Raw genomic sequence first — 21,348 nt, forward strand, 5'->3', positions numbered from 1 at the left:
CGCCTTTCCCGCAGGTCGGCGCCGGCTATTCCGGTCTGCCTGCGGCCAGCGCCAACGCGGCCTCAACCGCGTTGGCAGCCGGGCTCGCCCCGGCCGAACGCATGATCGTCTCGACCTCGGCGAAGCCGTCGAGCTGCCGCTGGCGCTCCGGCCCGTCTGTGAGGGCCGCAAGGAGGTGTCCGCTCAACGCCTCAGCCGTCGCATCATCCTGGATGAATTCCGGCACGGCGCTACGCCCGAGGATCAGATTAGGCAGGATCACGCTCGGTAGCTTGATCAGGCGGCGCGCGATGGCAGCCTCCCATCCGGCGCCGCGATAGGCCGCAACCGTCGGCACCTGCGCCAGCGCGAGTTCGAGCGTCACCGTACCCGATGCCGCCAGCGCCGCCCGCGCCTTGCGGAAGGCCGCGAGCTTTTCCGCTTCGCCGACGACGATTTCGGGTCGGACAGGCCAGGACGCTGCTGCCTGTGCGATCTCCTCGCGCAGATGCGCCACCGCCGGCAGTACGAAGCGCGCGCCCGGCGCGGCCGCGGCGACCCGCGCGATCGCCTCGCCGAAGACCGGCATCAGATGGCGGATTTCCGAGCGGCGGCTGCCGGGCAGGACCAGCAGCACAGGCGCCTCAGCATCCGCCCGAATACGCGCCTCGGCGCTGTCGGGCCTGAGTTCGGACAGGCGTTCGATCAGCGGATGGCCGACATAGACCGTCTTCGGCCCATGCAGTCGCTCCAACGCCGCCGGCTCGAAGGGCAGCAGCGCCAGGATGCGGTCGATATGCGGCGCCATCCGGCGAGCCCGACCAGAACGCCAGGCCCAGACGCTCGGGCAGACCCAATGGGCGATCGGAATCGTGGGTGCCCGGGCGCGCACCTTCTTCGCGACACGCAGGCAGAAGTCCGGCGCGTCGACCGTCAGCAGAAGATCGGGCGCGAAGGCCGTGACGCCTCGGGCGGCGTCGTTCATCCGGCGCAGCAGCAGGGGCAGGCGCGCGACCACGGGGCCGAAGCCCATCACCGCGATATCGGCCTGGGGAAAGAGCGGTACGAGGCCGGCGGCGATCAGTCCCTCGCCGCCGACGCCGCTGATTGCGAGTTCGCGGTCACCGAGGCGCTGCCGGAGACTGTCGAGAAAGCGCAGGGCCAGCGCGTCGCCGGAGGCCTCGCCCGCAATGACCGCAAGGCGAAAGGGGCGGCTCACGAGGCGACGCCCTCGACGAACAAGCCCGACTGGTCGGCGAGTTTGCCGAGACCTGCGGCATCACCGACCAGGACGCGCCGAGCCCGCAAGCCAATGCCCGAGAGGCCGGCGGCCGCGACGTTGCGCAAGGTTTCCGCTCCGATCGCCGGCATGTCGACCCGCAGATCCTGGCCGTCCTTCGGCGCCTTCACCAGAACGCCGTCGCCCTTGGCGAGGCGCAGGCGGCCGGACGAGACCAGTTCGCCGACACGGCGGATCATGGCGTCCGTGCCTTCGGCGGCCTCGATCGCGATGACACGGTGATCGGCCAGGATCGCCGCCTGGCCGACATCGAAAGGGGACAGCGCCGCCAGGAGCTGGAAGCCGCGCGTCATCAGGTCCCTCTGCACAGGCGTCGCCGCCTTGCGACCGAGGGGGCCGAGCGGAGCCGTCATCTGCGGCGCGACATCGGCCGGACCGTGGACAGAGAAGCCCTGCCCCTCGAAGAATGTGACGACGCCGCGAAGCAGGTGGTCGTCGCCGCCGCGAAAGGCGCGGGCGAAATGCGGTAGGTATTTCAGCGTCGAGGCTTCCGGCCGCAACGCGCCGAAACTCGGCCGCGGCAGGCTGCCGATGAGGACGAGGTCGAGGATGTCACGCCGGCGCAGATCCTCCAGCAAGCGGCCGAGCTGACCGAGGCGGTAGCTCTGGAGATCGACCGTGCCGAAGGCTGCGGGAACGGCCGCACCCTCGAGCGCGGCGATGAAGACGGGCCGGCCGCCGGCCGCCGCCAGGCTGGCGAGCCGGGGCGGAAAGTCGCCGGCGCCCGCGATGATCGCGAGCGGCCTGTCGTTCAAGGCCGCAACTGCCTGATCAGCACTCACCGATCCGGCGCGTTGACGTCACGAGGGATGCAGATCGCACGCTCGCCGCCGTCCCGGATGAAGTCGAGGATCTCGTGGATCAGCGGATGCGAGGCGAATTCGCTGGCGACGTCCTCGACGCGCTCCGACAAGGTGCCCTCATCGGCAAAGAGCAGGCGATAGGCGCGGCGCAGTTCATGGATCTGCTCGCGCGAGAACTCGCGGCGACGCAGGCCGACGAGATTGAGACCGGCGAGGTGGGCCGGATTATCCCGCACGAGGCCGAACGGAATGACGTCGTTCAGCACACCGGCGCCGCCACCGATAAAGGCGTGATCGCCGACACGGATGAATTGCTGCAGGCCCGTGCCGCCGCCGACGATCACGAAATTGCCGACCGTGACATGCCCCGCGCACATGACGTTGTTGGAGAAGATGACGTTGTTGCCGATATGGCTGTCATGCCCGACATGCGAATTCGCCAGAAAGAAGCAGCGATCGCCGACAGTGGTTTCCATGCCCCCGCCCTCGGTGCCGGGGTTCATCGTCACGCCTTCGCGAATCTTGCAATCGACGCCGATCGTCAGGGTCGAGGGCTCCCCCTTGTACTTCACGTCCTGCGGCGGATGGCCGATCGAGGCGAAGGGATAGATGCTGGTCCTGGCGCCGATCGTCGTGCGTCCGGCAACCGCAACGTGGCTGACCAACTCGACGCCGTCGCCGAGCACGACATCGGGGCCGACCGTGCAGAACGGGCCAATCTTTACGCCCTCGCCCAGCCGCGCGGCGGGATCGACGACCGACATGGGGTGGATGCTGGGACTCATGACCGGATGCTCACGGAAGAAACCGTCCTGCTCTTGCGGATGATCATCGCGATCAGATGACCATCGCCGACAATTCGGCTTCGGCGACGAGCGCGCCATCGACGCGGGCCTCGCCGCGGTAGAACCAGATGTTGCGCTTGCGCGCCAGCTTGGTCAGGTGGAAGCGCAGCGTGTCGCCGGGGCCGACCGGCTTGCGGAACTTGGCCTTGTCGATCGTGGTGAAGAGCACGCTGCGGACGGCGGCATCTTCTGCGCCACGCGCACTGACGACCAGCACCCCAGCCGTCTGCGCCATCGCCTCGATCATCAATACGCCCGGGAAAACCGGCCTGTCCGGAAAATGCCCGGTGAACTGAGGCTCGTTGACGGTGACGTTCTTGATGCCGATGCCGGATTCGTCACCGTTCATCTCGATAACGCGATCGACGAGCAGAAAAGGATAGCGGTGCGGAATGCAGGCCATGATCTTCTGGATGTCGGCCACACCCAGCGTCGTCGTCGCCTCGATCATCGTTTCGTCTCTCCCGTGCGGGCCGTCCGTGAGGCCGCATCATCAATCCGTTTCTAGCCGCGCGACGGCGGGAGGCCAAGCCAGGGCTGGCCGATCGAAAAGCCCGCGCGGCCGCTCAGCCTTCGGTGCGACCCTTGCCGCGATTGGCGACCAGCGACTTGAGCAGCGCGCTCTCGCGCGCCCAGCTCAAGGCCGGCTGGGCGGGATAGCCGCCATAGCGCGCGCCCCGCGGAATATCGCCGGCCACGCCGCTTTGCGCCGCGACCTGCGCGCCCATACCGACCGTCAGATGGCCGGCAAGACCGACCTGACCGCCCAGGACAACGAAATCCTCCAGCGTCGACGAGCCGGCGATGCCGACCTGCGAGACGATGACGCAATGCCGCCCGATCACGACGTTGTGGCCGATCTGGACGAGGTTATCGATCTTGGTGCCCTCGCCGATCACGGTATCGCGGCTGGCACCCCGGTCGATGCAGGTATTGGCGCCGATCTCGACGTCGTCCTGCACGATGACGCGCCCAATCTGCGGGACCTTCATGTGACCGCGCGGGCTCATGGCGAAGCCGAACCCGTCCTGCCCGATGCGGGCGCCGGGATGGATGATGACGCGGTTGCCGATGAGCGCGGCCTGCAGCGTACAGCCGGCCCCGATCGAGCAGTTGCGGCCGATGCGGACCTGCGGGCCGATGACGGCATGGGAGGCGACCACGGTCCCCGAGCCGATCTCGGCACCGGGGCCGATGACAGCGCCCGGATCGACCGTGACGCCGGCCTCAAGAACGGCCGTGGCATGAACGAAGGCGCCGGGCGCCACGCCCTGCGAGCCGAAGATCGAGCCGGGCTTCAATGCGGAGGGGAAGAAGCGGGCCAGGACCTTGGCGAAGGCGTGATAGGGCGCGGGCGAGACCAGCGCGACCGTCCCTGCAGGCACACGCTCGGCGAAACGCGGCGAGACCAGACACAACCCGGCGCCCGTCGCGGCAAGCGCGTCGGTGTATTTCGGATTGTCCATATAGGCGATGTCGGCCGGGCCGGCATTCTCGAGCGCCGCGGCGCCGGTGAGCCGGCGCGTCGGATCGACGCCCTCAGGCAGCGTCGCTCCCGAAATGGCAGCGACCTCGCCGAAGTCGAGCGAGGTCGCGATGGGGAAAAATTGAGGTTCTGACATCGAAACGGTCCGGTGCGGGGCGCTGGACGCGCCCCGCCTCGTCAGAAGCGGGTGCCGCCCGAGAAGCGGAAGGCCTGGGTCCGGTCTCCGCCGTACTTCGCGGTGACGCCGTTCAGGGTACCGATCTGGCCGTCGTCCTTCGACAGCGCGTAGGCGTAGTCGAAGCGGATCGGTCCGAGCGGCGACTGCCAGAGCAGGCTGACGCCGACCGACGAGCGGATGACGTTCTTGTCGCGCACGCAGGCGATGTTGCTCTGGTAGATCGACGTCGTCGCCACGTTGAACTGGCGACCCGTCGAGCCCGCCGGGCAAGCAGCGGCGACCGCCGTACCGCCATCATAGTTGAACAGCGTGCCGGCGTCGGCGAACACCGCACCGCGCAGGCCGAGATCGCGCGGCAGGCCCCAGATCGGGAACTGCACTTCCAGCGAACCGCCGAAATAAGTGGTGCCGCCGAGCGCGTTCGCCGTCGGATCGTTCGTCACGTCACGCGGGCCGATGCCCGACGGCGCGAAACCACGAACCAGGGTCGGTCCGAGGAAGTAGTGGTCGATCATGCGCAGATCGCCGCTGGTCGCCTGGACGTGGCCGCCCTGAATGCGTGCGAAGCCGACGACGTCGTCGAAGATTTCCTTGTAGTAGCGGGCGTCGGCCGAGACGCGCAGGAACTTCGAGTCGCCGCCTACACCTGCGAATTCCGGCTTCAGCTCGGCGATGAAACCGTTGCGCGGGTTCTGGTTGCTGTCGAGCGAGTTGTAGTTGAAGCTCAGGCCGACCAGCGAGGTCAGGGTCGTGCCGGCCGCTTCCTTGACCGCGATCGACGCCTCGCCATTGGTCAAGCAGTTGAAGGTCGAGCTCGCGGCGATCGCGCCGGTCGTGCCGGGGGTGATCCCCGTCAGCGGCACCGAGCAGTCGTTGTACGGACGCTCGGCATCGTTCCGGATCTCGATCTCCGTGCTGTAGATCGAGTAGCGCGGCGTGATCGAAAGCTCTTCCGTGATCGGGAAGGTCAGGCGAACCGTACCACCCGTGACGCGGCTCTCGAAGCGGCCGGTGTTGTAGTTGTCGCTGAACTTCGAGAACAGATCGAAGCCGGCGGCGATGCGGCGGTCGAGGAAATAGGGCTCGGTGAAGGAGAAGTCGACGCCCTGGGTGCGTTGGCCGAGCGTGCCCGCGATGCGGACGAACTGGCCGCGGCCGAGGAAGTTCGATTCCGACAGCGAAACCTCGCCGATGACGCCGTCCGAGGTCGAGTAACCGCCGGCAATCGAGAACGAGCCCGTCGCCTTGTCCTCGACATCGATGTTGACCACCACGCGATCGGGCGCGGAGCCCGGCTCATTGGTGATGCGGACCTTGTTGAAGAAGCCGAGATTGTTCAGGCGACGCTCGGCGCGATCGACCATCACCTTGTTGTAGGCATCGCCTTCACCGAGATCGAGTTCGCGGCGAACGACATAGTCGCGGGTGCGGGTGTTGCCGCGCACATTGATGCGCTCGACATAGACCCGCGGACCCTCGTCGACGACATAGGTGATACCGATCAGGCGGCCAGCCGCATCACGATCGCCGCGCGGACGAACCTGGGCGAAAGGATGCCCCCGACGCGAGACTTCGGTCGTCAGGTTTACGAGAGACTTCTCGACGGCTTCAGCGTTGTAGGTATCACCGGCCGAGGTGAGTACATAACCCTGCAGCGCGGCCGAATCGAGTTCGCGCAGGGCCGAATCAACCGCGACATTACCGACCTTGTACTGCGGCCCCTCGGCCACGGTGACATCGATCACCCAGCCGCCGGCCGCCTCATCGAAACGGGCGGTGTTGCCGACGATCTGGAAGTCGGCATAGCCGTTCTTCAGATAGAAGCGGCGGATCAGCTCGAGATCGGAGGTAATCCGGTCCGGATCATAGACGTCCGAGGTCTTGATGAAACTGAGGAAGTTCGACTCGGTCGAGCTCATCAGACCGCGCAGGCGACCATCGGAATAGACCTGGTTGCCCTCGAAATTGATCGATTTGATGCCGGTCTTGCCGCTCTCGTTGATGGTGAAGACCACGTCCGAGCGACCGTTCGGCAGCGGCGCGATGCGACCGCTCACCGAGGACAGGCCATAGCCAGCGCGACGATAGACTTCCTTCAGGCGCGCAACGTCGGCGTCGATCAGAGCCTGGCTCATCGGGCCGCCGGCCTTCGACTGGACCTGCTGGAGCAGCACCTCGCTCTTCAGGCGGCGATTGCCCTCGAAGGCGACGCGATTGATCGTGTCGTTCTCCTGGACGGAGATGACGGTCTGCGAGCCACGACGGCTCACCTGAACATTGGTGAAGAGGCCGGTAGCGAGAAGGCTCTGACGAATCTCCTGCGGGCCACCCTGGCCTGCGTAGGAGCGGATTGTCTCCGCATCGACGCGCCTGTTGCCCTGGACAATCACGGCCTGCGCAAACACCACGCCACCGCTTACGGCCAACATGAAGGCCGAAAGTCCGACTGATCGAGAGAGCCGCGCTCTGAAGGTCCGGCTCTTTTGGGTCGACGTCATCGGGTCGCCTATTCCATTTTCTCAGGTCACCACCCCAGTCACGGGGGCCGACACCTATGAGGTGCGGCATGGGGACATTGCAGTGCATTCGCTTCTACAAAGTTTCCCGCAGGGTGCAAACCGGCATTGTCGTTAACAAATTATTTTTAGCCCTCTCGTTGCCATGAGGCCACGCGACGTGCCGTGATTTTGCCGCAAACTGGGACGGATTGGGTCGATTGACGATATTCCGCCAATCTCCGGCAGAAACGCCCGATTGATAGATCGATAGTGGAAAAGCTCAAAAATCCGGGAACCCGTTAACGAACATGCCCGGCTGCGCAAAGCCCGCGCCCTCGGATTCGACCGGTTGCAGGACAACCGGGCAAGACCGAGAACGTCAGCCACAATGGGGGCGACGCTAGAGCAGCGATCGGACGTGGACGATGTCGTTCCAGGTGACGAACAGCATGAGCATCAGCACCAGGCCGAGGCCGACCCGGAAGCCGATCTCCTGCGCACGCTCGCTCAACGGCCGCCCTCTTAGCGCCTCGACGGCGTAGAACAGCAAGTGCCCGCCATCCAGCATCGGCACCGGGAACAGGTTCATCAGACCGATCGACACCGACAGGATCGCGGCCAGGTTGATCAGGCCGAGCAGGCCCCCATTCGACGCGACCAGCCCGGACACCTGTGCGATGCGGATCGGGCCGGAGAGCTGGTCGACCGATTCCCGGCCGCTCACCAGCTTGGCGAGATAATCATAGGTGCGTTCGACGACGTACCAGGTCTCGCTCACACCGACCCTGACGGATTCGAGCAGACCGAAATGCTGCGTCTTCCAATCGCTGGCCTGCCGCGAGGCCTGCACGCCCAGCACGCCGATGCGCTGCTTGCCGAGCGGCGTGCTTTGTTCGACGAGAGCGGGCGTGACCGGCAACGTCACGGTCCCGCTCGCCCGCTCGACGACGATCGAGAGCGTTTCGTTCGGCCTGGCCGAGATCGCGCGCTGCATGTCGGCGAAGCTGCCGATCGGCTGACCGTCGATCGACAACACGAGATCGCCCGCCAGAAGCCCACCACGTTCTGCCGCGCTGCCGGCGACCACCTGATCGACGCGGGGGATCAGGACCTGCTTGCCGAAGACGAAGACCGTCGCGCCGAAGATGAGGATGGCGAGCAGGAAATTGGCGATCGGACCGGCGGCGACGATGGCGGCGCGCTCGGCGACCGACTGCGCCGGGAAGGAACGTTCGCGCTCGGCCGCGGTCATGCCCTGTAGTTCGCCGGAATCGGTCACAGAGGACGTGGCGTCGGCGTCGCCGGAGAACTTGACGTATCCGCCGAGCGGGATCGCCGCGAAGCGCCAGCGCGTGCCATGCCTGTCGTTGAAGCCGAAGAGCTCGCGGCCGAAGCCGATCGAGAAGACCTTCACATCGACACCGCACCAGCGGCCGACGAGGAAATGGCCGAGTTCATGGACGAACACGACCACCGTCAGGACGAAGAGGAAAGGCACGAGGTAGCCGAGCGCGAACGAACCGGCGTTCCAGAGTGTCGCCACGAAGTCCATCAGTATCTCCCGATCAGTCCCCCTTAGGTGACAGCGAAGGGTCTCTCCTACAAGAGCGCGCGTGCGCGGTTTCTCGCCTCATGGTCAATGGCGAGCGCGGCGGCCACGTCGGCGGGCGCCGCGAGGTCCGGAGCGGCCCCGGCACAAACGGCCTCGACCAGCGCCGCGATGCCGGGAAAGGCGATGCGCCCTTCGAGATAGGCAGCGACGGCGACCTCGTTGGCCGCGTTGAGGATGGCGGGCATGGCGCCGCCCTCGGCGAGTGCCGCCATGGCGAGGCCCAAGGCCGGAAAACGCGCGAGGTCGGGCCGCTCGAAGCTCAGCGGCGCCGTCAGCGCCAGATCGAGGAAGCGCGCGGGAGGCGCGTCGAGCCTGCCGTCGATGCCGAGGCAATGGGCCGCCGCGACGCGCATGTCCGGCAGGGCCATGCCGGCGCTGACGGAGCCGTCGCGGAAGGTGACGAGGCCATGGACGAGTTGCTGAGGATGGACCAGCACCTCGAGCTGGCCGGGCGCCAGCCCGAACAGGAAGCAGGCCTCGATCAGTTCCAGCCCCTTGTTCATCATGCTGGCCGAGTCGATCGAGATCTTGGCACCCATCGCGTAGTTCGGATGGGCCAGTGCCTGCTCGGGCCGCGCCGCTGCGATCTGCGCTGCGCTCCAGGTCCGGAACGGGCCGCCCGACGCGGTCAGCGTCATGCTGCGGATGGCGGAGATCGGCTCGGCGCCGAGCACCTGGAAAAGGGCATTGTGCTCGGAATCCAAAGGCAGGATGCGCGCGCCGACCGCCCCCGCGCGCGCCATGACGGCGGCGCCGGCGCAGACGAGACTCTCCTTGTTGGCGAGCGCGACGACACGGCCCGGCGCCAGCGCGGCGAAGGTCGCCTCCAGCCCGGCCGCTCCCGAGATCGCGCTGACGACGATGTCCGAGTCCATCGCCACTGCGTCGAGCACGGCCGAACGCCCTGCCCCGCAGGCAATACCGCTGCCGGCCAGCGCGTCAGTCAGCGCCGGCCCCGCCGTGGCATCGGCAAGGGCAGCGAAGCTGGCGCCGGTCTCGATCGCAACGCGGGCCAACGCAGCGGCATCGCGACCGGCCACGACCGCACCGATCCGCAACCGTTCGGGGTTTTCCGCGACGATCTCGCGCGTCGATCTACCGATGGAGCCGGTCGCTCCCAGAAGCGTGACGGTGCGAAGCATGGGCGGTTCAGAGTTCGAGACGGGTAAGGAACAACACCATGCCGGCGAAAACCAGCACCGCCCAGTAGCCGTCGAGGCGGTCGAGGAAGCCGCCATGGCCGGGAATGAGATGGCTCGAATCCTTGGCTCCAAAGCGGCGCTTCAGCGACGATTCGAAGAGATCCCCCATCTGGCTGAAGACCGAAGCCACTAGCGACCCGAGGATGACGAGAGCGGGCCCCACGGCCTGCGCCGCCGCGGGCGTCAGCGCCCAGACGGCATAGCCGCCGAGCGTGCCGGCGATCGCCCCGCCGATTGCGCCCGACCAGGTCTTGCCGGGGCTGACGCTCGGCATCAGCTTCGGCCCGCCTAATTTGCGGCCGGTGAAATAGGCCGCAATATCGGTAAACCAGACAACGGCGAAGCTCCAGATGATGATGGCGAGACCGAGTTCGGGCAGCGAGCGCAGCGCCGGCGTGATCAACGCGAAAGCCAGAGCATAGGCCACGCTGCAGAGTTCGAGCATGAACCGACCCGCGACCCGCGGCGTCAGCACCGCGCCGATCAGCGCGGCCGCAGCCGCCGCGCCCGCGAGAGCCGGTTGGCTCGCCGGCGAAAAGCCGAGCAGCAAACCCGACAGCACGACGGCGACCGCGGCCGCGACGGCATGGTCTCGGCTGGCCATCGACAGCCATTCATAGGCGACAAGGCCGGCGACAAGCACCCAGACGATCCGGAAAGGCCAGCCGCCCCAGACAGTGACGATCAGGACGACGGCCGCCAGCACAAGTGCCGAGACGATCCGGAGCCGCAGCTCGCTTTGACCGGGTTTGGGCCCACCGGTGGCGGGGTCGCTCACGCCGCGCCTACATTGCGATCGGCAGGCTCCGACACGCCACCGAAGCGCCGCTCCCGGCGCGCGTATTCGACCAGGGCCGCCTCGAAGGCAGCGCGATCGAAATCAGGCCAAAGCACCGGTGTGAAGACGAATTCGGCATAGGCTGCCTGCCAGAGCAGGAAGTTCGAGATCCGCATCTCGCCGGAGGTCCGGATCACCAGTTCGGGGTCCGGCAGATCGGCGGTGTCGAGGTGCGAGGCGAGCATCGCCTCGTCGATCGCGCCGGCTTCGATCCGCCCTGACGCCGCCTCGGCGACCAGCTGCTGCGCCGCTCGAACGATCTCGTCGCGCGCGCCGTAGTTGAAGGCGACGACGAGCGTCATCTTCGTGTTGTCGCGTGTCACCGTCTCGGCATGCTCGATCAGCCGGCGCAGATCGGGCGCGAGGTCGTCGCGCCCGCCGATGACGCGCACGCGCACGCCCGCCACATGCAGCTCGCCCAGGTCCTTCTCGACGAAGCGCTTGAGCAGGCCAAGCAGGAAGGAAACCTCGGTCGCAGGCCTGCGCCAGTTCTCGGTCGAGAAGCTGTAGAGGGTCAGAATACGAACGCCGAGCTCCCCGGCGTTCCTGACCGTCGCCCGCAGCGCCTCCAGCCCGCGCCGGTGGCCTTCCTGGCGCGGAAGCCCGCGCAACTGCGCCCAGCGGCCGTTGCCATCCATGATGATGGCGACATGGGTGGGAGCGACATGGGCGGGATGGGCGGCTTGCCCCGGGCGCTGGCCTGCTGACATTCTCGGTATGCCTCGTTCGGCCAAGTGCCGGGTGATCTCGCCGGGTGATCTCGCGCGCAGTGGGCTGGCGCGACATGTCGCGCCGACGCTTCAGACGCTCAGGATTTCCTTTTCCTTGGTCGCCAAGGCCTGGTCGATCTCGGCGATATGCTGGTCAGTCGCCTTCTGGACGAGATCAGACTGACGCGCGACGTCGTCCTTGGTGAAGGCGCCATCCTTCTCGACCTTCTTGATGATGTCGATGGCGTCGCGGCGGACATGGCGCACCGCGATCTTCGACTCCTCGGCATATTTATGCGCGACCTTGACCATCTCCTTGCGGCGCTGCTCGTTCAGCTCCGGAATGCGGATGCGCAGGACCTGGCCTTCCGTCTGCGGGTTCAGGCCGAGATCGGATTCGCGGATCGCCTTCTCGACCGCGTTGACCATGCTGCGGTCCCAGACCTGAACGCTCAGTAGCCGGGCTTCCGGGACGCTGACGGTCGCGAGCTGGGCCAGCGGCTGGCGTGCGCCATAGGCCTCGACCTGGATCGGATCGAGCATGTTGGCGGAGGCGCGGCCCGAGCGCAGGGAGGCCAGGTCGCCCTTGAAGGATTGGAGCGCGCCCTGCATGCGGCGCTTCACGTCGGCGAGATCGAACGTCGTCTGGGCCATCGTCTTCAAGACCTTGAACTGGTGCATCGTGCGAAAAGCGAAAACCCGGCTTTCCGCCCGCTACGATGCGACATCGGTGTTGCATTACCGGGTGTTTCTCAAACCCGGCGAGACCATGGCGGGGGGGCCGGCCAGGGTCAAGAACATCATGACACGAGGCGCTTACGGCGTCACATAGGTCGCCCTGCCCTCGCCGCGCAGCACGGCTGCGAGCATGCCGGCCTCCGCGATCGAGAACACCACGATGGTCAACCCGGCATCGCGCGCCAGCGCGAAAGCCGCGGTGTCCATGACCTTGAGGTCGCGCGTGATCGCCTCGGCATGGGTCAGCGTCTCGTAGCGGGTGGCGCTTGGATCCATCTTCGGATCGGCGGAATAGACGCCATCGACCTGCGTCGCCTTGAGCAGGTGGCTGCAGCCGAGTTCGGCGGCGCGAAGGGCCGCGCCGGTATCGGTGGTGAAGTACGGGTTTCCCGTGCCGCCGCCGAGCACCACGACCTTGCCGTTGGTGAGATGGTCGAGGGCCCGCTTACGGGCATAGCTCTCGCAGAGCGAGGGCATCGGCACGGCCGACATGGCACGCGCGGGCGCGCCGGCGCTCTCGATCGCGTGCTCCAGCGCCAGCGCGTTCATCACGGTACCGAGCATGCCGATCGAATCGGCGCTGGTGCGGTCGAGGCCCTTGTTCAGGCCCTGGACGCCGCGAAAGAAATTGCCCCCGCCGACGACGATGGCGATCTCGACGCCCTCGCGCGAAGCGTTCGCGATATCGGCCGCCAGCGCCGTCAGCGTAGCGCCATCGAGGCCCGATCCTGCTTTTCCGGCAAGGGCTTCGCCGGAGAGCTTAACGAGAACGCGGCTGGGTCTCATCAGATCGTCTCCGAATTGCGGTTCATGATCGCATCCTGCTGTTCCGAAACGGACATTCCCGGTTCGGGAGGGTGCATCGAGAGCGACAGTGATTCGCCGTCGCCCTCCTTCCTACAAAAAAGGCCGCGCGGAGCGCGGCCTTTTCTTTTGGTGCCGGACGGGCCGGATCAGCCCGTCGTGCCGCCGGCAGCGGCGACTTCGGCAGCGAAGTCCGTCTCTTCCTTCTCGATGCCCTCGCCGAGCGCGAAGCGGGCGAAGCCCTTCAGCGCGACGGGAGCGCCAACCTTGCCCTCGATCTCCTTGAGCACCTGGCCGACCGACTTCGAGCCATCATGGATATAGGCCTGCTCGAGCAGGCAATATTCCTTGGCGTAGCTCTTCAGGCCGCTCTCGGTGATCTTCTCGAGCACATGGGCAGGCTTGCCGGCGTTCTTCTCGGCCAGGATCGCCTTCTCGCGGGCCAGGATCTCGGGATCGATCGAAGCAAGATCGAGCGCGACCGGGTTGGTGGCGGCGACGTGCATGGCGAGCTGGCGGCCGAGGGCTGCGAGCTCGTCCTGCTTGCCGGTCGATTCCAGCGCGACGATGACGCCGATCTTGCCGAGACCGTCGGCGACCGCGCCATGGACATAGGAGCCGATCAGGCCGGCCGAGACCTTGAGCGAGGCGACGCGGCGCAGCGTCATGTTCTCGCCGATGGTGGCGATTGCGTTGGCGATCGCCTCCTGGACGGTGCCGCCGCCCGGATAGTGATGGGCGAGCACGGCCTCCACGTCGCCGCCGCGCTCCAGCACGACATTGGCGATACCATGGACGAGGCCTTGGAATTCGAGGTTGCGGGCGACGAAGTCGGTCTCGGAGTTGAGCTCGACGACAACACCGCTGGTGCCGGAAACCGCCACGGCAACCAGACCTTCCGCGGCGACGCGGCCGGCCTTCTTGGCGGCCTTGGCGAGACCCTTGGTGCGCAGCCAGTCGATCGCGGCCTCGATGTCGCCATCGACGGCCGAGAGGGCAGTCTTGCAGTCCATCATGCCCGCGCCGGTCTTGTCGCGGAGTTCCTTCACCATTCCGGCGGTGATCGCAGCCATCTTTGTCGTCCTTGTCTGTCGTGCGGCGCCAGATACCGGCCAGCCGCGTCATCAGGCCGACCATTCCTATGGGGAAACGCCGACGCTCCGTTTCCGGTCGTCGGCGCTGGTCGGCGTCAATCGAATTTCAGTGCAACAACCGGATTGCGACGCGCCGATGACGCGCCGCCCTCCGTCTTCAAATCATCAGGCGTCGGCGAACTCGCGCGCCTGGGCGACCCAGCCTTCGCGCTCGATCTTGCCACCGAGCTTGAGATCGTGGTCGAGCTTGGTGACGTCGGCCGGCGACATCGCCGCGATCTGCCAGAAATGGTAGACGCCGCCATCGTTGAGCTTCTGCACCGCATCCGGGCCCATGCCCGAAAGCTTGGTCAGGTCGTCCGGAGCGCCGCGCGGCGCGGTCAGCAGTTCGAAGGCGATGCCGAGATCGGTAGCGGCCGGCTCGGCCAGGGCTTCCTCGACGATCGGGGCCTCGGCGGCGCCGAGATCGATGCCATTATCGCCCGAAGCGCGCGAAATGCCGTCGATGGCTGAACGGGCGACGAGGTCGCAATAGAGCTGGATGGCGCGGCCGGCGTCGTCATTGGCCGGAACCGGGAAGGTGATGCCGTCCGGATCCGAGTTCGAGTCGATGATCGCGGCGACCGGGATGCCGAGGCGCTGAGCCTCCTTGATCGCGAGCGCTTCCTTGTTGGTGTCGATCACGAAGATCATGTCCGGCACGCCGCCCATGTCCTTGATGCCGCCGAGCGCCTTCTCGAGCTTGTCGCGCTCGCGGGCGAGCATCAGGCGCTCCTTCTTGGTCAGGCCGGTGCCGCCGCCGTTGAGCAGCTCGTCGACCTTACGCAGGCGCTGGATCGAGGCGGAGATGGTCTTCCAGTTGGTCAGCATGCCGCCGAGCCAACGCGAATTCACGTAATACTGGGCCGAACGCTTGGCGGCATCGGCGATCGAGTCCTGCGCCTGGCGCTTGGTGCCGACGAAGAGGACGCGGCCGCCGCGGGCGACGGTGTCCGACACGGCCTGCAGAGCGCGCGAGAGCATCGGCACCGACTGCGACAGGTCGAGGATGTGGATGTTGTTGCGCGTGCCGAAGATGTAGGGCGACATCTTCGGGTTCCAGCGATGCGACTGGTGGCCGAAATGGGCGCCGGCCTCGAGGAGTTGGCGCATGGAGAAATCTGGCAGAGCCATGGTCTGTATCGTCCTTCCGGTTGAGCCTCTGGGGTGCGAATGAACGAGGCATAGGCTGCCAAGTCACCGGAACGCTTCGGATATGAAGCGATGCTCCCCATGTGGGATGGGCTGCGCCATACAGGGGATGGCGCAGGAATGCAAGATCGGGTCGCAGGTTTGCCGGCGCCGTTTCGACTCCGTTCACGACCACCCGCTAGTAAGGAGCGATCGCCACAGGACCGCAACCCGCCCCGTGATTCTCGATCTGCGCACGATCTATGTGGTAGGCGCGACCACCTGCATCATCCTGGGCTGCATCCAGCTCTTCGCCTTCGTAAGCTCACGTCGCGAGCGCTGGCCGCTGCTCTGGGGGCCGAGCAGCCTCCTGCTCGGGGGCGGCATGATGCTCCTCAGCCTTCGCGGAAGCGTTCCGGATTTCGTGTCGATCGTCATCGCCAACACGGCTTCCTGGAGCGGATACCTGCTGCTGCTCGCCAGCGTGCGCAGCTTCGCGGGGCGGCCGCCGCGCGCGGCTCTGTATCTCGGCGCCGTGGCCGGGGCCGGAGCCCTGCTCTTCCTTTGGCTCGAGCCGGCGGGCTTCGCGAAGCGCGTGATCCTGATGTCCGTGCTCTGCGCGTCCTGCGACGTCCTCGTCGTCCGCGAGGGACTGCGGCTCGTCCGCCAGGAACGGTTGCTGTCCGGCTGGGTACTGGTTGGGCTGTTCGCTCCGACGGCGTTGATGTTCCTGCTGCGGGCCTGGCTCGCATCGACCGGTCAGCTCGGCCACGAGCTGTTCTCCGAAGAGCAGGCGCCGCTCTTCTGGCTCGCGGTCCCGGCCACGGCCTTCGTCATCATGCGCAGCAACGCGCTGATGCTGCTTGCGACCGAGCGCAGCCGCAACGAACTCGTCTTTCTGGCGCAGCACGATCCGCTGACCGGCGCGATGAACCGCAGCGGGCTCGAACGCGCGATCTCCCGGCTAGGGAGCAGCAGCGCGCGAGGCGCCCGCCGGCTCGCTCTGCTGCTGATCGACGTCGACCACTTCAAGGCCTTGAACGATAGCCGCGGCCATGCGGCGGGAGACGAGGTCCTGCGGCTCGTCGCCGAGGTCGCCCGCCAGGAGTTGCGCCGAGGCGACATCATCGCCCGCCATGGCGGCGACGAGTTCGCCGTGGTCCTGCCGGAGCTAGGCCTGCAGGAGGGCATGCGCGTCGCCGAGCGCCTTCGCCTGGCCTTCGCCGCAGCAGCGGCCGAGCTCGACGGCGACGGCGAGCCGCCGACGCTCAGCATCGGCGTCACCGAAGGGAATGCCGTGTCGCAAACGCTCGATGCCCTTCTGCGCGACGCCGACGAGGCACTCTACCGCTCCAAACGGATGGGCCGCGACCGGGTCCAAAGCCGGATCGGCGCGCTGGCGAGTTAATACGGCTCGCCATCTGCGAGACTTCGCTACCTTTCGGCCGTGCGCGTCATCCGCGTGATGCCCTTGCGGGCGGCGAACATGCGGCCATAGACATCGCCGGCCAGCTCGGGCCGGTAGCAGCGCTGTTCGAGCAGCGGGTCCCAGATGTGCTCGACCGTGTCGATCAAGTCGAAATCCGTTTCCAGGCGGGCCGCGAGCTGATCGCGGTTCTTACGGTTCTGGTATTCCAGCAGCACGAGGGAGGTCTTGGACAGGTCGATGGCGTCGAGCACGTCGCCCTCCCCGCCCTCGATGTCGATCTTGACGATATCCGCCGAAGGCAGGCTCGCCGGATCGACGACCGCGACCTCGTAGCGCTCGACCATCGCCCCATCGACGAAGGTATCGCCGGCATAGGAGGCCAGGCCTGACTCGCCATCGCCGGCGAAGCGGCTGACGAAGCTCGCCGTCCTGGCGCCGCCCGGAAAGAGCGCGGCGTTGACCGCGACGATGTCGCGGCGCTGGTGCGTGTTGCGCCTCAGCAGCTCGAAGGTGCCGGGATGCGGCTCATAGGAGGTGACGATGCTGCCCGGCCAGCGCGCCGTCGCCCAGAGCGCGAAGGAGCCGACATTGGCGCCGATGTCGAGGATCTCGAGCCCGACACCGTCGAAGCCGGTCTCGTACTCGCCTTCCAGCACGTCCTTGATGGCCCAGTACATGGCCTCGGGAACGGCGAGGCTCATCGGGATATGCGCGACATAGTGCTTCATGGCTGCCCCCCGGCATCGGCGTCACCAGCCGACGCCCCGGCAGGACATCACGTCCCTGCACCAGAATGCACTGCCAGCCTGTCCGCACAAGGCCGGAGCGCGCATCTCAGCGCAGCTCGACGGAGACCACGCCCGGCGCAGCCCTGACCGCATTGGCGATCTGCTGGTTCACCGGATATTTCCCGGGCAGCTCGATCTCGACTTCCTGGGCGCCGTCATCGAGGATCATCACCAGGGCGATCTTGCCTTCGGCCCTGACGCCGTCGCCGCGCGGGCGGACGCGCTCGGCGATCGAGGCCAGCGCCCTGTCGTCGCGGAGATAGATCAGGAGGTCCTGCTTCTGGCGCGAGGCGAGATCGTCCAGCACCTCGACATCCTCGATGCGCGGCCGGACGTCCTCGCCATCGAGCACAGCCGAGAGCCGCAGCACGAGCGCCCTGCCCGGCTCGAGCAGATCGCGATAGCGCTGCAGCCCCTCCGAGAACAGCACGGCCTCGAACTGACCGCTGGGATCGGACAGGTTGACGATGCCCATCTTCGAGCCCGACTTGGTTCGCCGCTCCGACTTGTCGATGACGGAAACCGCGACCTTGGCGACGCCGGTGCCATTGGCGCGCACTGTCTGCGCGAAATCGGCGAAGCGCTGGACGCGCAGGCGCTTCAGCACGTGCTCGTAATCGTCGAGCGGATGGCCGGACAGGAAGAAGCCGACGGCGTCATGCTCGCGCTTCAGCCGCTCGGCCGGGGCCCAGGGTTCGACCGGCGGAATGCGGAACGCCTCCTCCACCGAGCCGCCACCGAAAAAGTCGGATTGCCCGGCCGCGGCCTCGTCACGGGTGCGGTTCGACAGCGCCAGCATGCCGTCGATCGCGGCCATGGCGCGGGCGCGCTCGGGTTCGAGCGCATCCATCGCGCCCGCCGCGATCAGCGCTTCGATGGTGCGGCGATTGACCAGCTTGGTGTCGATCCGCCGGGCGAAATCGGCGAGGTCCTTGAAGGGGCCGCCGGCGCGGCGCGCGGCGACGACCGACTCGACCGCCGCCGTGCCGACGCCCTTGATCGCGCCGAGCGCATAATGGATCGCGCCCTCATGGACGTCGAACTCGACGCCGGAACGGTTGATCGCGGGGGGCAAGACCTTGATGCCGAGGCGCTCGGCATCGCGGCGGAATTCCGAGAGCTTGTCGGTGTTGCCCATGTCGAGCGTCATCGACGCCGCCAGGAACTCGACCGGATAGTTCGCCTTCAGATAGGCCGTCTGGAAGGCGACGACTGCATAGGCCGCAGCATGGCTCTTATTGAAGCCGTAGTCGGCGAATTTCGCCAGCAGGTCGAAGATCTCGGAGGCGACCTCCTTCTTGATACCGCCCTCGATCGCGCCCTTCACGAAACGATCGCGCTGGGCGTCCATCTCCGCCTTGATCTTCTTGCCCATGGCGCGGCGCAGCAGGTCGGCCTCGCCGAGCGAATAGCCCGACAGCGCCTGGGCGACCTGCATCACCTGCTCCTGGTAGACGATGATGCCATGCGTCTCCGACAGGAAGGGCGCCATGCCGGGATGGAGATAGGTCGGCTCCTCCAGCCCGAGCTTGCGGCGGCAATAGGTCGGGATGTTGTCCATCGGGCCCGGCCGGTAGAGCGCGACGAGCGCGATCAGGTCCTCGATGCGGTCGGCCTTCATCTCGACGAGGGCCTTGCGCATGCCCGCCGATTCCACCTGGAACACGCCGACCGTCTCGCCCCGCGCCAGCATGGCGTAGGTCGGCGGATCGTCGAAAGGCAGGCTGGCGAGATCGATATGGATGTCGCGCTGGGCGATCAGCTTCACCGCCGTGGTCAGCGTCGTCAGCGTCTTGAGGCCGAGGAAGTCGAACTTCACCAGGCCGGCCTGCTCGACCCATTTCATATTGAACTGGGTGACACGCATGCCGGTGCGCGGATCGACCGAGAGCGCGACGAGCTGCTCCAGCGGCCGGTCGCCGATGACGACGCCGGCGGCATGGGTCGAGGCGTGGCGGTGCAGCCCCTCGAGCTTCTGGCCGATCTCGAGCAGGCGCGCGACCACGGGCTCCTCCTCGGCGGCAGCCTGCAGCTTCGGCTCGCCCTCGATCGCATCCTTCAGCGAGATCGGCTTGGCCGGATTCTGCGGCACCAGCTTGGTCAGGCGGTCGACTTGGCCATAGGGCATCTCCAGTACGCGGCCGACGTCGCGCAGCACGCCGCGCGCCAAGAGCGTGCCGAAGGTGATGATCTGCGCGACGCGCTCCTCGCCGTAATGCCGTTTGACGTAGTCGATGACCTCTTCGCGCCGGTTCTGGCAGAAGTCGATGTCGAAGTCCGGCATCGAGACGCGGTCGGGGTTGAGGAAGCGCTCGAAGAGCAGGCCAAAGCGCAGCGGATCGACGTCGGTGATCGTCAGTGCATAGGCGACGAGCGAGCCCGCGCCCGAACCACGGCCCGGCCCGACCGGGATGTCATGATCCTTCGCCCATTTGATGAAGTCGGCGACGATCAGGAAATAGCCCGGGAACTTCATCCGGGTGATGATCGACAGCTCGAAATCGAGCCGCTTCTCGTAGTCCTCGACCTGATAGCCCTCCGCCGGGCCATGCTTGGCGAGCCGCGCGGCAAGGCCGGCACGGGCCTGGGCCGCCAGTTCGTCCGCCTCGTCGCGGCCCTCCTCGCCGAAGCGCGGGAGGATCGGATTGCGCTTGCCGACGCGCCAGTGACAGCGCATCGCGATCTCGACCGTGGCCGACAGCGCCTCGGGGAGGTCCGAGAAGCGCCGCTGCATCTCGGACCGGCTGGCGAAATAATGCTCCGGCGTCACCCGCCGGCGCTCGCCATCGGAAACGAGACGGCCCGAGGCGACGGCAAGCAGCGCGTCATGGGCGTCGTAATCGGCGGGCTTGGCGAAGAAGGGTTCGTTGGTGGCGACGATCGGGAGATTGGCCTCATAGGCGAGCCGCAGCAGATGCGCCTCCACCGCGCCGTCGCTGTCGCCGCCATGGCGCTGGATCTCGACATAGAGCCGGTCGCTGAAGCGCTCCGCCAGCGCTGCGAGCCGGGCGCTCGCCTGCAGGATCTGGCCATTGCGCAAGGCGAGGTCGACCGGCCCGCCATGGCCGCCGGTCAGCGCGATCAGGCCCTCGTTGTGGGAGGCCAGTCGCTCCAGGTTCGAAACCGGCTGTCCCGAGCCCCCGCTCGCAATCGCGGCTTCGGTGACGAGCTTCATCAGATTGCCGTAGCCGGCCTCGTTCATCGCCAGCAGGACGATATGGGGCAGCACCTGCTGGACCGGCTTGCGACCGCCCTCCGCCTCATCGGCGAAATCGACGGAGAGCTGGACGCCGGCGATCGGCTGTACACCGACACCGACGAGCTTCTCGGAGAATTCGAGCGCGCCGAACAGGTTGTTGGTGTCGGTCAGTGCCAAAGCGGGCTGACCGTCGGCGGCGGCCATCTTGGCAAGCGTGCCGATATTCATGGCCCCTTCGAGCAGCGAATAGCTCGAATGGACATGGAGATGGACGAAGCCGACCTCGGAGAGGATGCGCGTATCGCCCGGTTCACGTGCCATCGTCCACCCTGCTGCTTGCAGTCGCGACTCAAGCGTCGCCACAGGGGCCTTTATGAAGTGCCGCAGTCTCCGGCGCCACGCTGCGGATCGTCGCCTCTGTGGAAGATCAAACGTGGGGACTCAGATGTTCGGCCCGGACAGGAGCGCGGCCCAGACCCAGACCATGCCGAGGAAGAGCGCGAGCGATGCAATCTCCGCGACACCGGCAACCAGTTTACGCGCTACGGTCATGACGACCTCCTCGTGTTTCCGATATGTCCAGATTAATTCATGTTTTGTTCTCGTCAATACCCCAGCGTCAATTGCGGCATTCGCATGGCAGAGGCGGTTAACAACCTCTGAATCGCCCCTCCC

At 66.7% G+C, this 21,348-nt stretch carries 17 protein-coding genes; 1 reads left to right on the forward strand and 16 read right to left on the reverse strand.

What is annotated here, in order from left to right:
* Window positions 1–25 precede the first annotated feature (25 nt).
* From lpxB to AC1RMY_RS10310, 14 genes are all read right to left on the reverse strand, one after another.
* Window positions 26–1,198, reverse strand: a complete 1,173-nt coding sequence (lpxB, locus tag AC1RMY_RS10245) for a lipid-A-disaccharide synthase (protein ID WP_492864040.1) — start codon at window positions 1,196–1,198, stop codon at window positions 26–28.
* Window positions 1,195–2,034, reverse strand: a complete 840-nt coding sequence (locus AC1RMY_RS10250; RefSeq protein WP_492864042.1) for an LpxI family protein — start codon at window positions 2,032–2,034, stop codon at window positions 1,195–1,197. Before AC1RMY_RS10250 ends, lpxB begins: the two co-directional genes overlap by 4 nt.
* Before the next feature lie 23 nt (window positions 2,035–2,057).
* Entirely contained in the window at window positions 2,058–2,867 is an 810-nt protein-coding gene (lpxA, locus tag AC1RMY_RS10255) for an acyl-ACP--UDP-N-acetylglucosamine O-acyltransferase (protein WP_492864043.1), read from the reverse strand.
* 52 nt (window positions 2,868–2,919) lie between these two features.
* Window positions 2,920–3,378, reverse strand: a complete 459-nt coding sequence (gene fabZ, locus AC1RMY_RS10260; protein ID WP_492864045.1) for a 3-hydroxyacyl-ACP dehydratase FabZ — start codon at window positions 3,376–3,378, stop codon at window positions 2,920–2,922.
* A gap of 115 nt (window positions 3,379–3,493) precedes the next feature.
* Window positions 3,494–4,549, reverse strand: a complete 1,056-nt coding sequence (gene lpxD, locus AC1RMY_RS10265) for a UDP-3-O-(3-hydroxymyristoyl)glucosamine N-acyltransferase (RefSeq protein ID WP_492864047.1) — start codon at window positions 4,547–4,549, stop codon at window positions 3,494–3,496.
* 41 nt (window positions 4,550–4,590) lie between these two features.
* Window positions 4,591–7,089: an outer membrane protein assembly factor BamA gene (bamA, locus tag AC1RMY_RS10270; protein ID WP_492864049.1), complete on the reverse strand. Its 2,499-nt coding sequence runs from the start codon at window positions 7,087–7,089 to the stop codon at window positions 4,591–4,593.
* Window positions 7,090–7,489: 400 nt separating this feature from the next.
* Window positions 7,490–8,641 (reverse strand): RIP metalloprotease RseP, encoded by a 1,152-nt coding sequence (rseP, locus tag AC1RMY_RS10275; RefSeq protein ID WP_492864050.1) that lies wholly within the window; start codon window positions 8,639–8,641, stop codon window positions 7,490–7,492.
* 47 nt (window positions 8,642–8,688) lie between these two features.
* Complete coding sequence (gene dxr / locus AC1RMY_RS10280) at window positions 8,689–9,843, reverse strand: 1-deoxy-D-xylulose-5-phosphate reductoisomerase (RefSeq protein WP_492864052.1); 1,155 nt, start codon at window positions 9,841–9,843, stop codon at window positions 8,689–8,691.
* Between the two features lie 7 nt (window positions 9,844–9,850).
* Window positions 9,851–10,681 carry a phosphatidate cytidylyltransferase gene (locus AC1RMY_RS10285; protein ID WP_492864054.1) on the reverse strand — a complete coding sequence of 277 codons (831 nt, stop codon included), beginning with the start codon at window positions 10,679–10,681 and terminating at the stop codon, window positions 9,851–9,853.
* On the reverse strand, window positions 10,678–11,451 hold the full coding sequence (locus AC1RMY_RS10290) for an isoprenyl transferase (RefSeq protein ID WP_492864056.1): 774 nt from the start codon (window positions 11,449–11,451) through the stop codon (window positions 10,678–10,680). The genes AC1RMY_RS10285 and AC1RMY_RS10290 overlap by 4 nt, the downstream gene beginning before the upstream one ends.
* A gap of 90 nt (window positions 11,452–11,541) precedes the next feature.
* Window positions 11,542–12,105 carry a ribosome recycling factor gene (gene frr, locus AC1RMY_RS10295; RefSeq protein ID WP_492864058.1) on the reverse strand — a complete coding sequence of 188 codons (564 nt, stop codon included), beginning with the start codon at window positions 12,103–12,105 and terminating at the stop codon, window positions 11,542–11,544.
* A gap of 162 nt (window positions 12,106–12,267) precedes the next feature.
* Window positions 12,268–12,975, reverse strand: a complete 708-nt coding sequence (gene pyrH / locus AC1RMY_RS10300) for a UMP kinase (RefSeq protein WP_492864060.1) — start codon at window positions 12,973–12,975, stop codon at window positions 12,268–12,270.
* Between the two features lie 167 nt (window positions 12,976–13,142).
* A complete protein-coding gene (gene tsf / locus AC1RMY_RS10305; protein WP_492864061.1) occupies window positions 13,143–14,066 on the reverse strand; it encodes a translation elongation factor Ts in 924 nt (307 codons plus the stop codon).
* Window positions 14,067–14,252: 186 nt separating this feature from the next.
* Complete coding sequence (locus AC1RMY_RS10310; RefSeq protein ID WP_492864063.1) at window positions 14,253–15,260, reverse strand: 30S ribosomal protein S2; 1,008 nt, start codon at window positions 15,258–15,260, stop codon at window positions 14,253–14,255.
* Window positions 15,261–15,495: 235 nt separating this feature from the next.
* On the opposite strand from AC1RMY_RS10310, the gene AC1RMY_RS10315 reads away from it, so the two are divergent.
* On the forward strand, window positions 15,496–16,665 hold the full coding sequence (locus AC1RMY_RS10315; RefSeq protein WP_492864065.1) for a GGDEF domain-containing protein: 1,170 nt from the start codon (window positions 15,496–15,498) through the stop codon (window positions 16,663–16,665).
* 26 nt (window positions 16,666–16,691) lie between these two features.
* Here AC1RMY_RS10315 and AC1RMY_RS10320 read toward each other — a convergent pair whose 3' ends face one another.
* Together AC1RMY_RS10320 and dnaE are read right to left on the reverse strand one after the other, a co-directional pair.
* Window positions 16,692–17,414: an FkbM family methyltransferase gene (locus tag AC1RMY_RS10320; protein WP_492864066.1), complete on the reverse strand. Its 723-nt coding sequence runs from the start codon at window positions 17,412–17,414 to the stop codon at window positions 16,692–16,694.
* 106 nt (window positions 17,415–17,520) lie between these two features.
* Window positions 17,521–20,994 (reverse strand): DNA polymerase III subunit alpha, encoded by a 3,474-nt coding sequence (dnaE, locus tag AC1RMY_RS10325; protein WP_492864067.1) that lies wholly within the window; start codon window positions 20,992–20,994, stop codon window positions 17,521–17,523.
* Window positions 20,995–21,348: the final 354 nt, after the last annotated feature.

Source organism: Allobosea sp. GW822-FHT03F07 (genome assembly GCF_058801345.1).

Excerpts from the sequence above, each read along its gene's own strand:
- dnaE (WP_492864067.1), bottom strand. The coding sequence starts at position 20,994 with ATGGCACGTGAACCGGGCGATACGCGCATCCTCTCCGAGGTCGGCTTC.
- lpxA (WP_492864043.1), bottom strand. The coding sequence starts at position 2,867 with ATGAGTCCCAGCATCCACCCCATGTCGGTCGTCGATCCCGCCGCGCGG.
- bamA (WP_492864049.1), bottom strand. The coding sequence starts at position 7,089 with ATGACGTCGACCCAAAAGAGCCGGACCTTCAGAGCGCGGCTCTCTCGA.
- tsf (WP_492864061.1), bottom strand. The coding sequence starts at position 14,066 with ATGGCTGCGATCACCGCCGGAATGGTGAAGGAACTCCGCGACAAGACC.
- frr (WP_492864058.1), bottom strand. The coding sequence starts at position 12,105 with ATGGCCCAGACGACGTTCGATCTCGCCGACGTGAAGCGCCGCATGCAG.
- fabZ (WP_492864045.1), bottom strand. The coding sequence starts at position 3,378 with ATGATCGAGGCGACGACGACGCTGGGTGTGGCCGACATCCAGAAGATC.
- AC1RMY_RS10290 (WP_492864056.1), bottom strand. The coding sequence starts at position 11,451 with ATGTCAGCAGGCCAGCGCCCGGGGCAAGCCGCCCATCCCGCCCATGTC.
- dxr (WP_492864052.1), bottom strand. The coding sequence starts at position 9,843 with ATGCTTCGCACCGTCACGCTTCTGGGAGCGACCGGCTCCATCGGTAGA.
- AC1RMY_RS10310 (WP_492864063.1), bottom strand. The coding sequence starts at position 15,260 with ATGGCTCTGCCAGATTTCTCCATGCGCCAACTCCTCGAGGCCGGCGCC.
- lpxD (WP_492864047.1), bottom strand. The coding sequence starts at position 4,549 with ATGTCAGAACCTCAATTTTTCCCCATCGCGACCTCGCTCGACTTCGGC.
- pyrH (WP_492864060.1), bottom strand. The coding sequence starts at position 12,975 with ATGAGACCCAGCCGCGTTCTCGTTAAGCTCTCCGGCGAAGCCCTTGCC.
- AC1RMY_RS10320 (WP_492864066.1), bottom strand. The coding sequence starts at position 17,414 with ATGAAGCACTATGTCGCGCATATCCCGATGAGCCTCGCCGTTCCCGAG.
- rseP (WP_492864050.1), bottom strand. The coding sequence starts at position 8,641 with ATGGACTTCGTGGCGACACTCTGGAACGCCGGTTCGTTCGCGCTCGGC.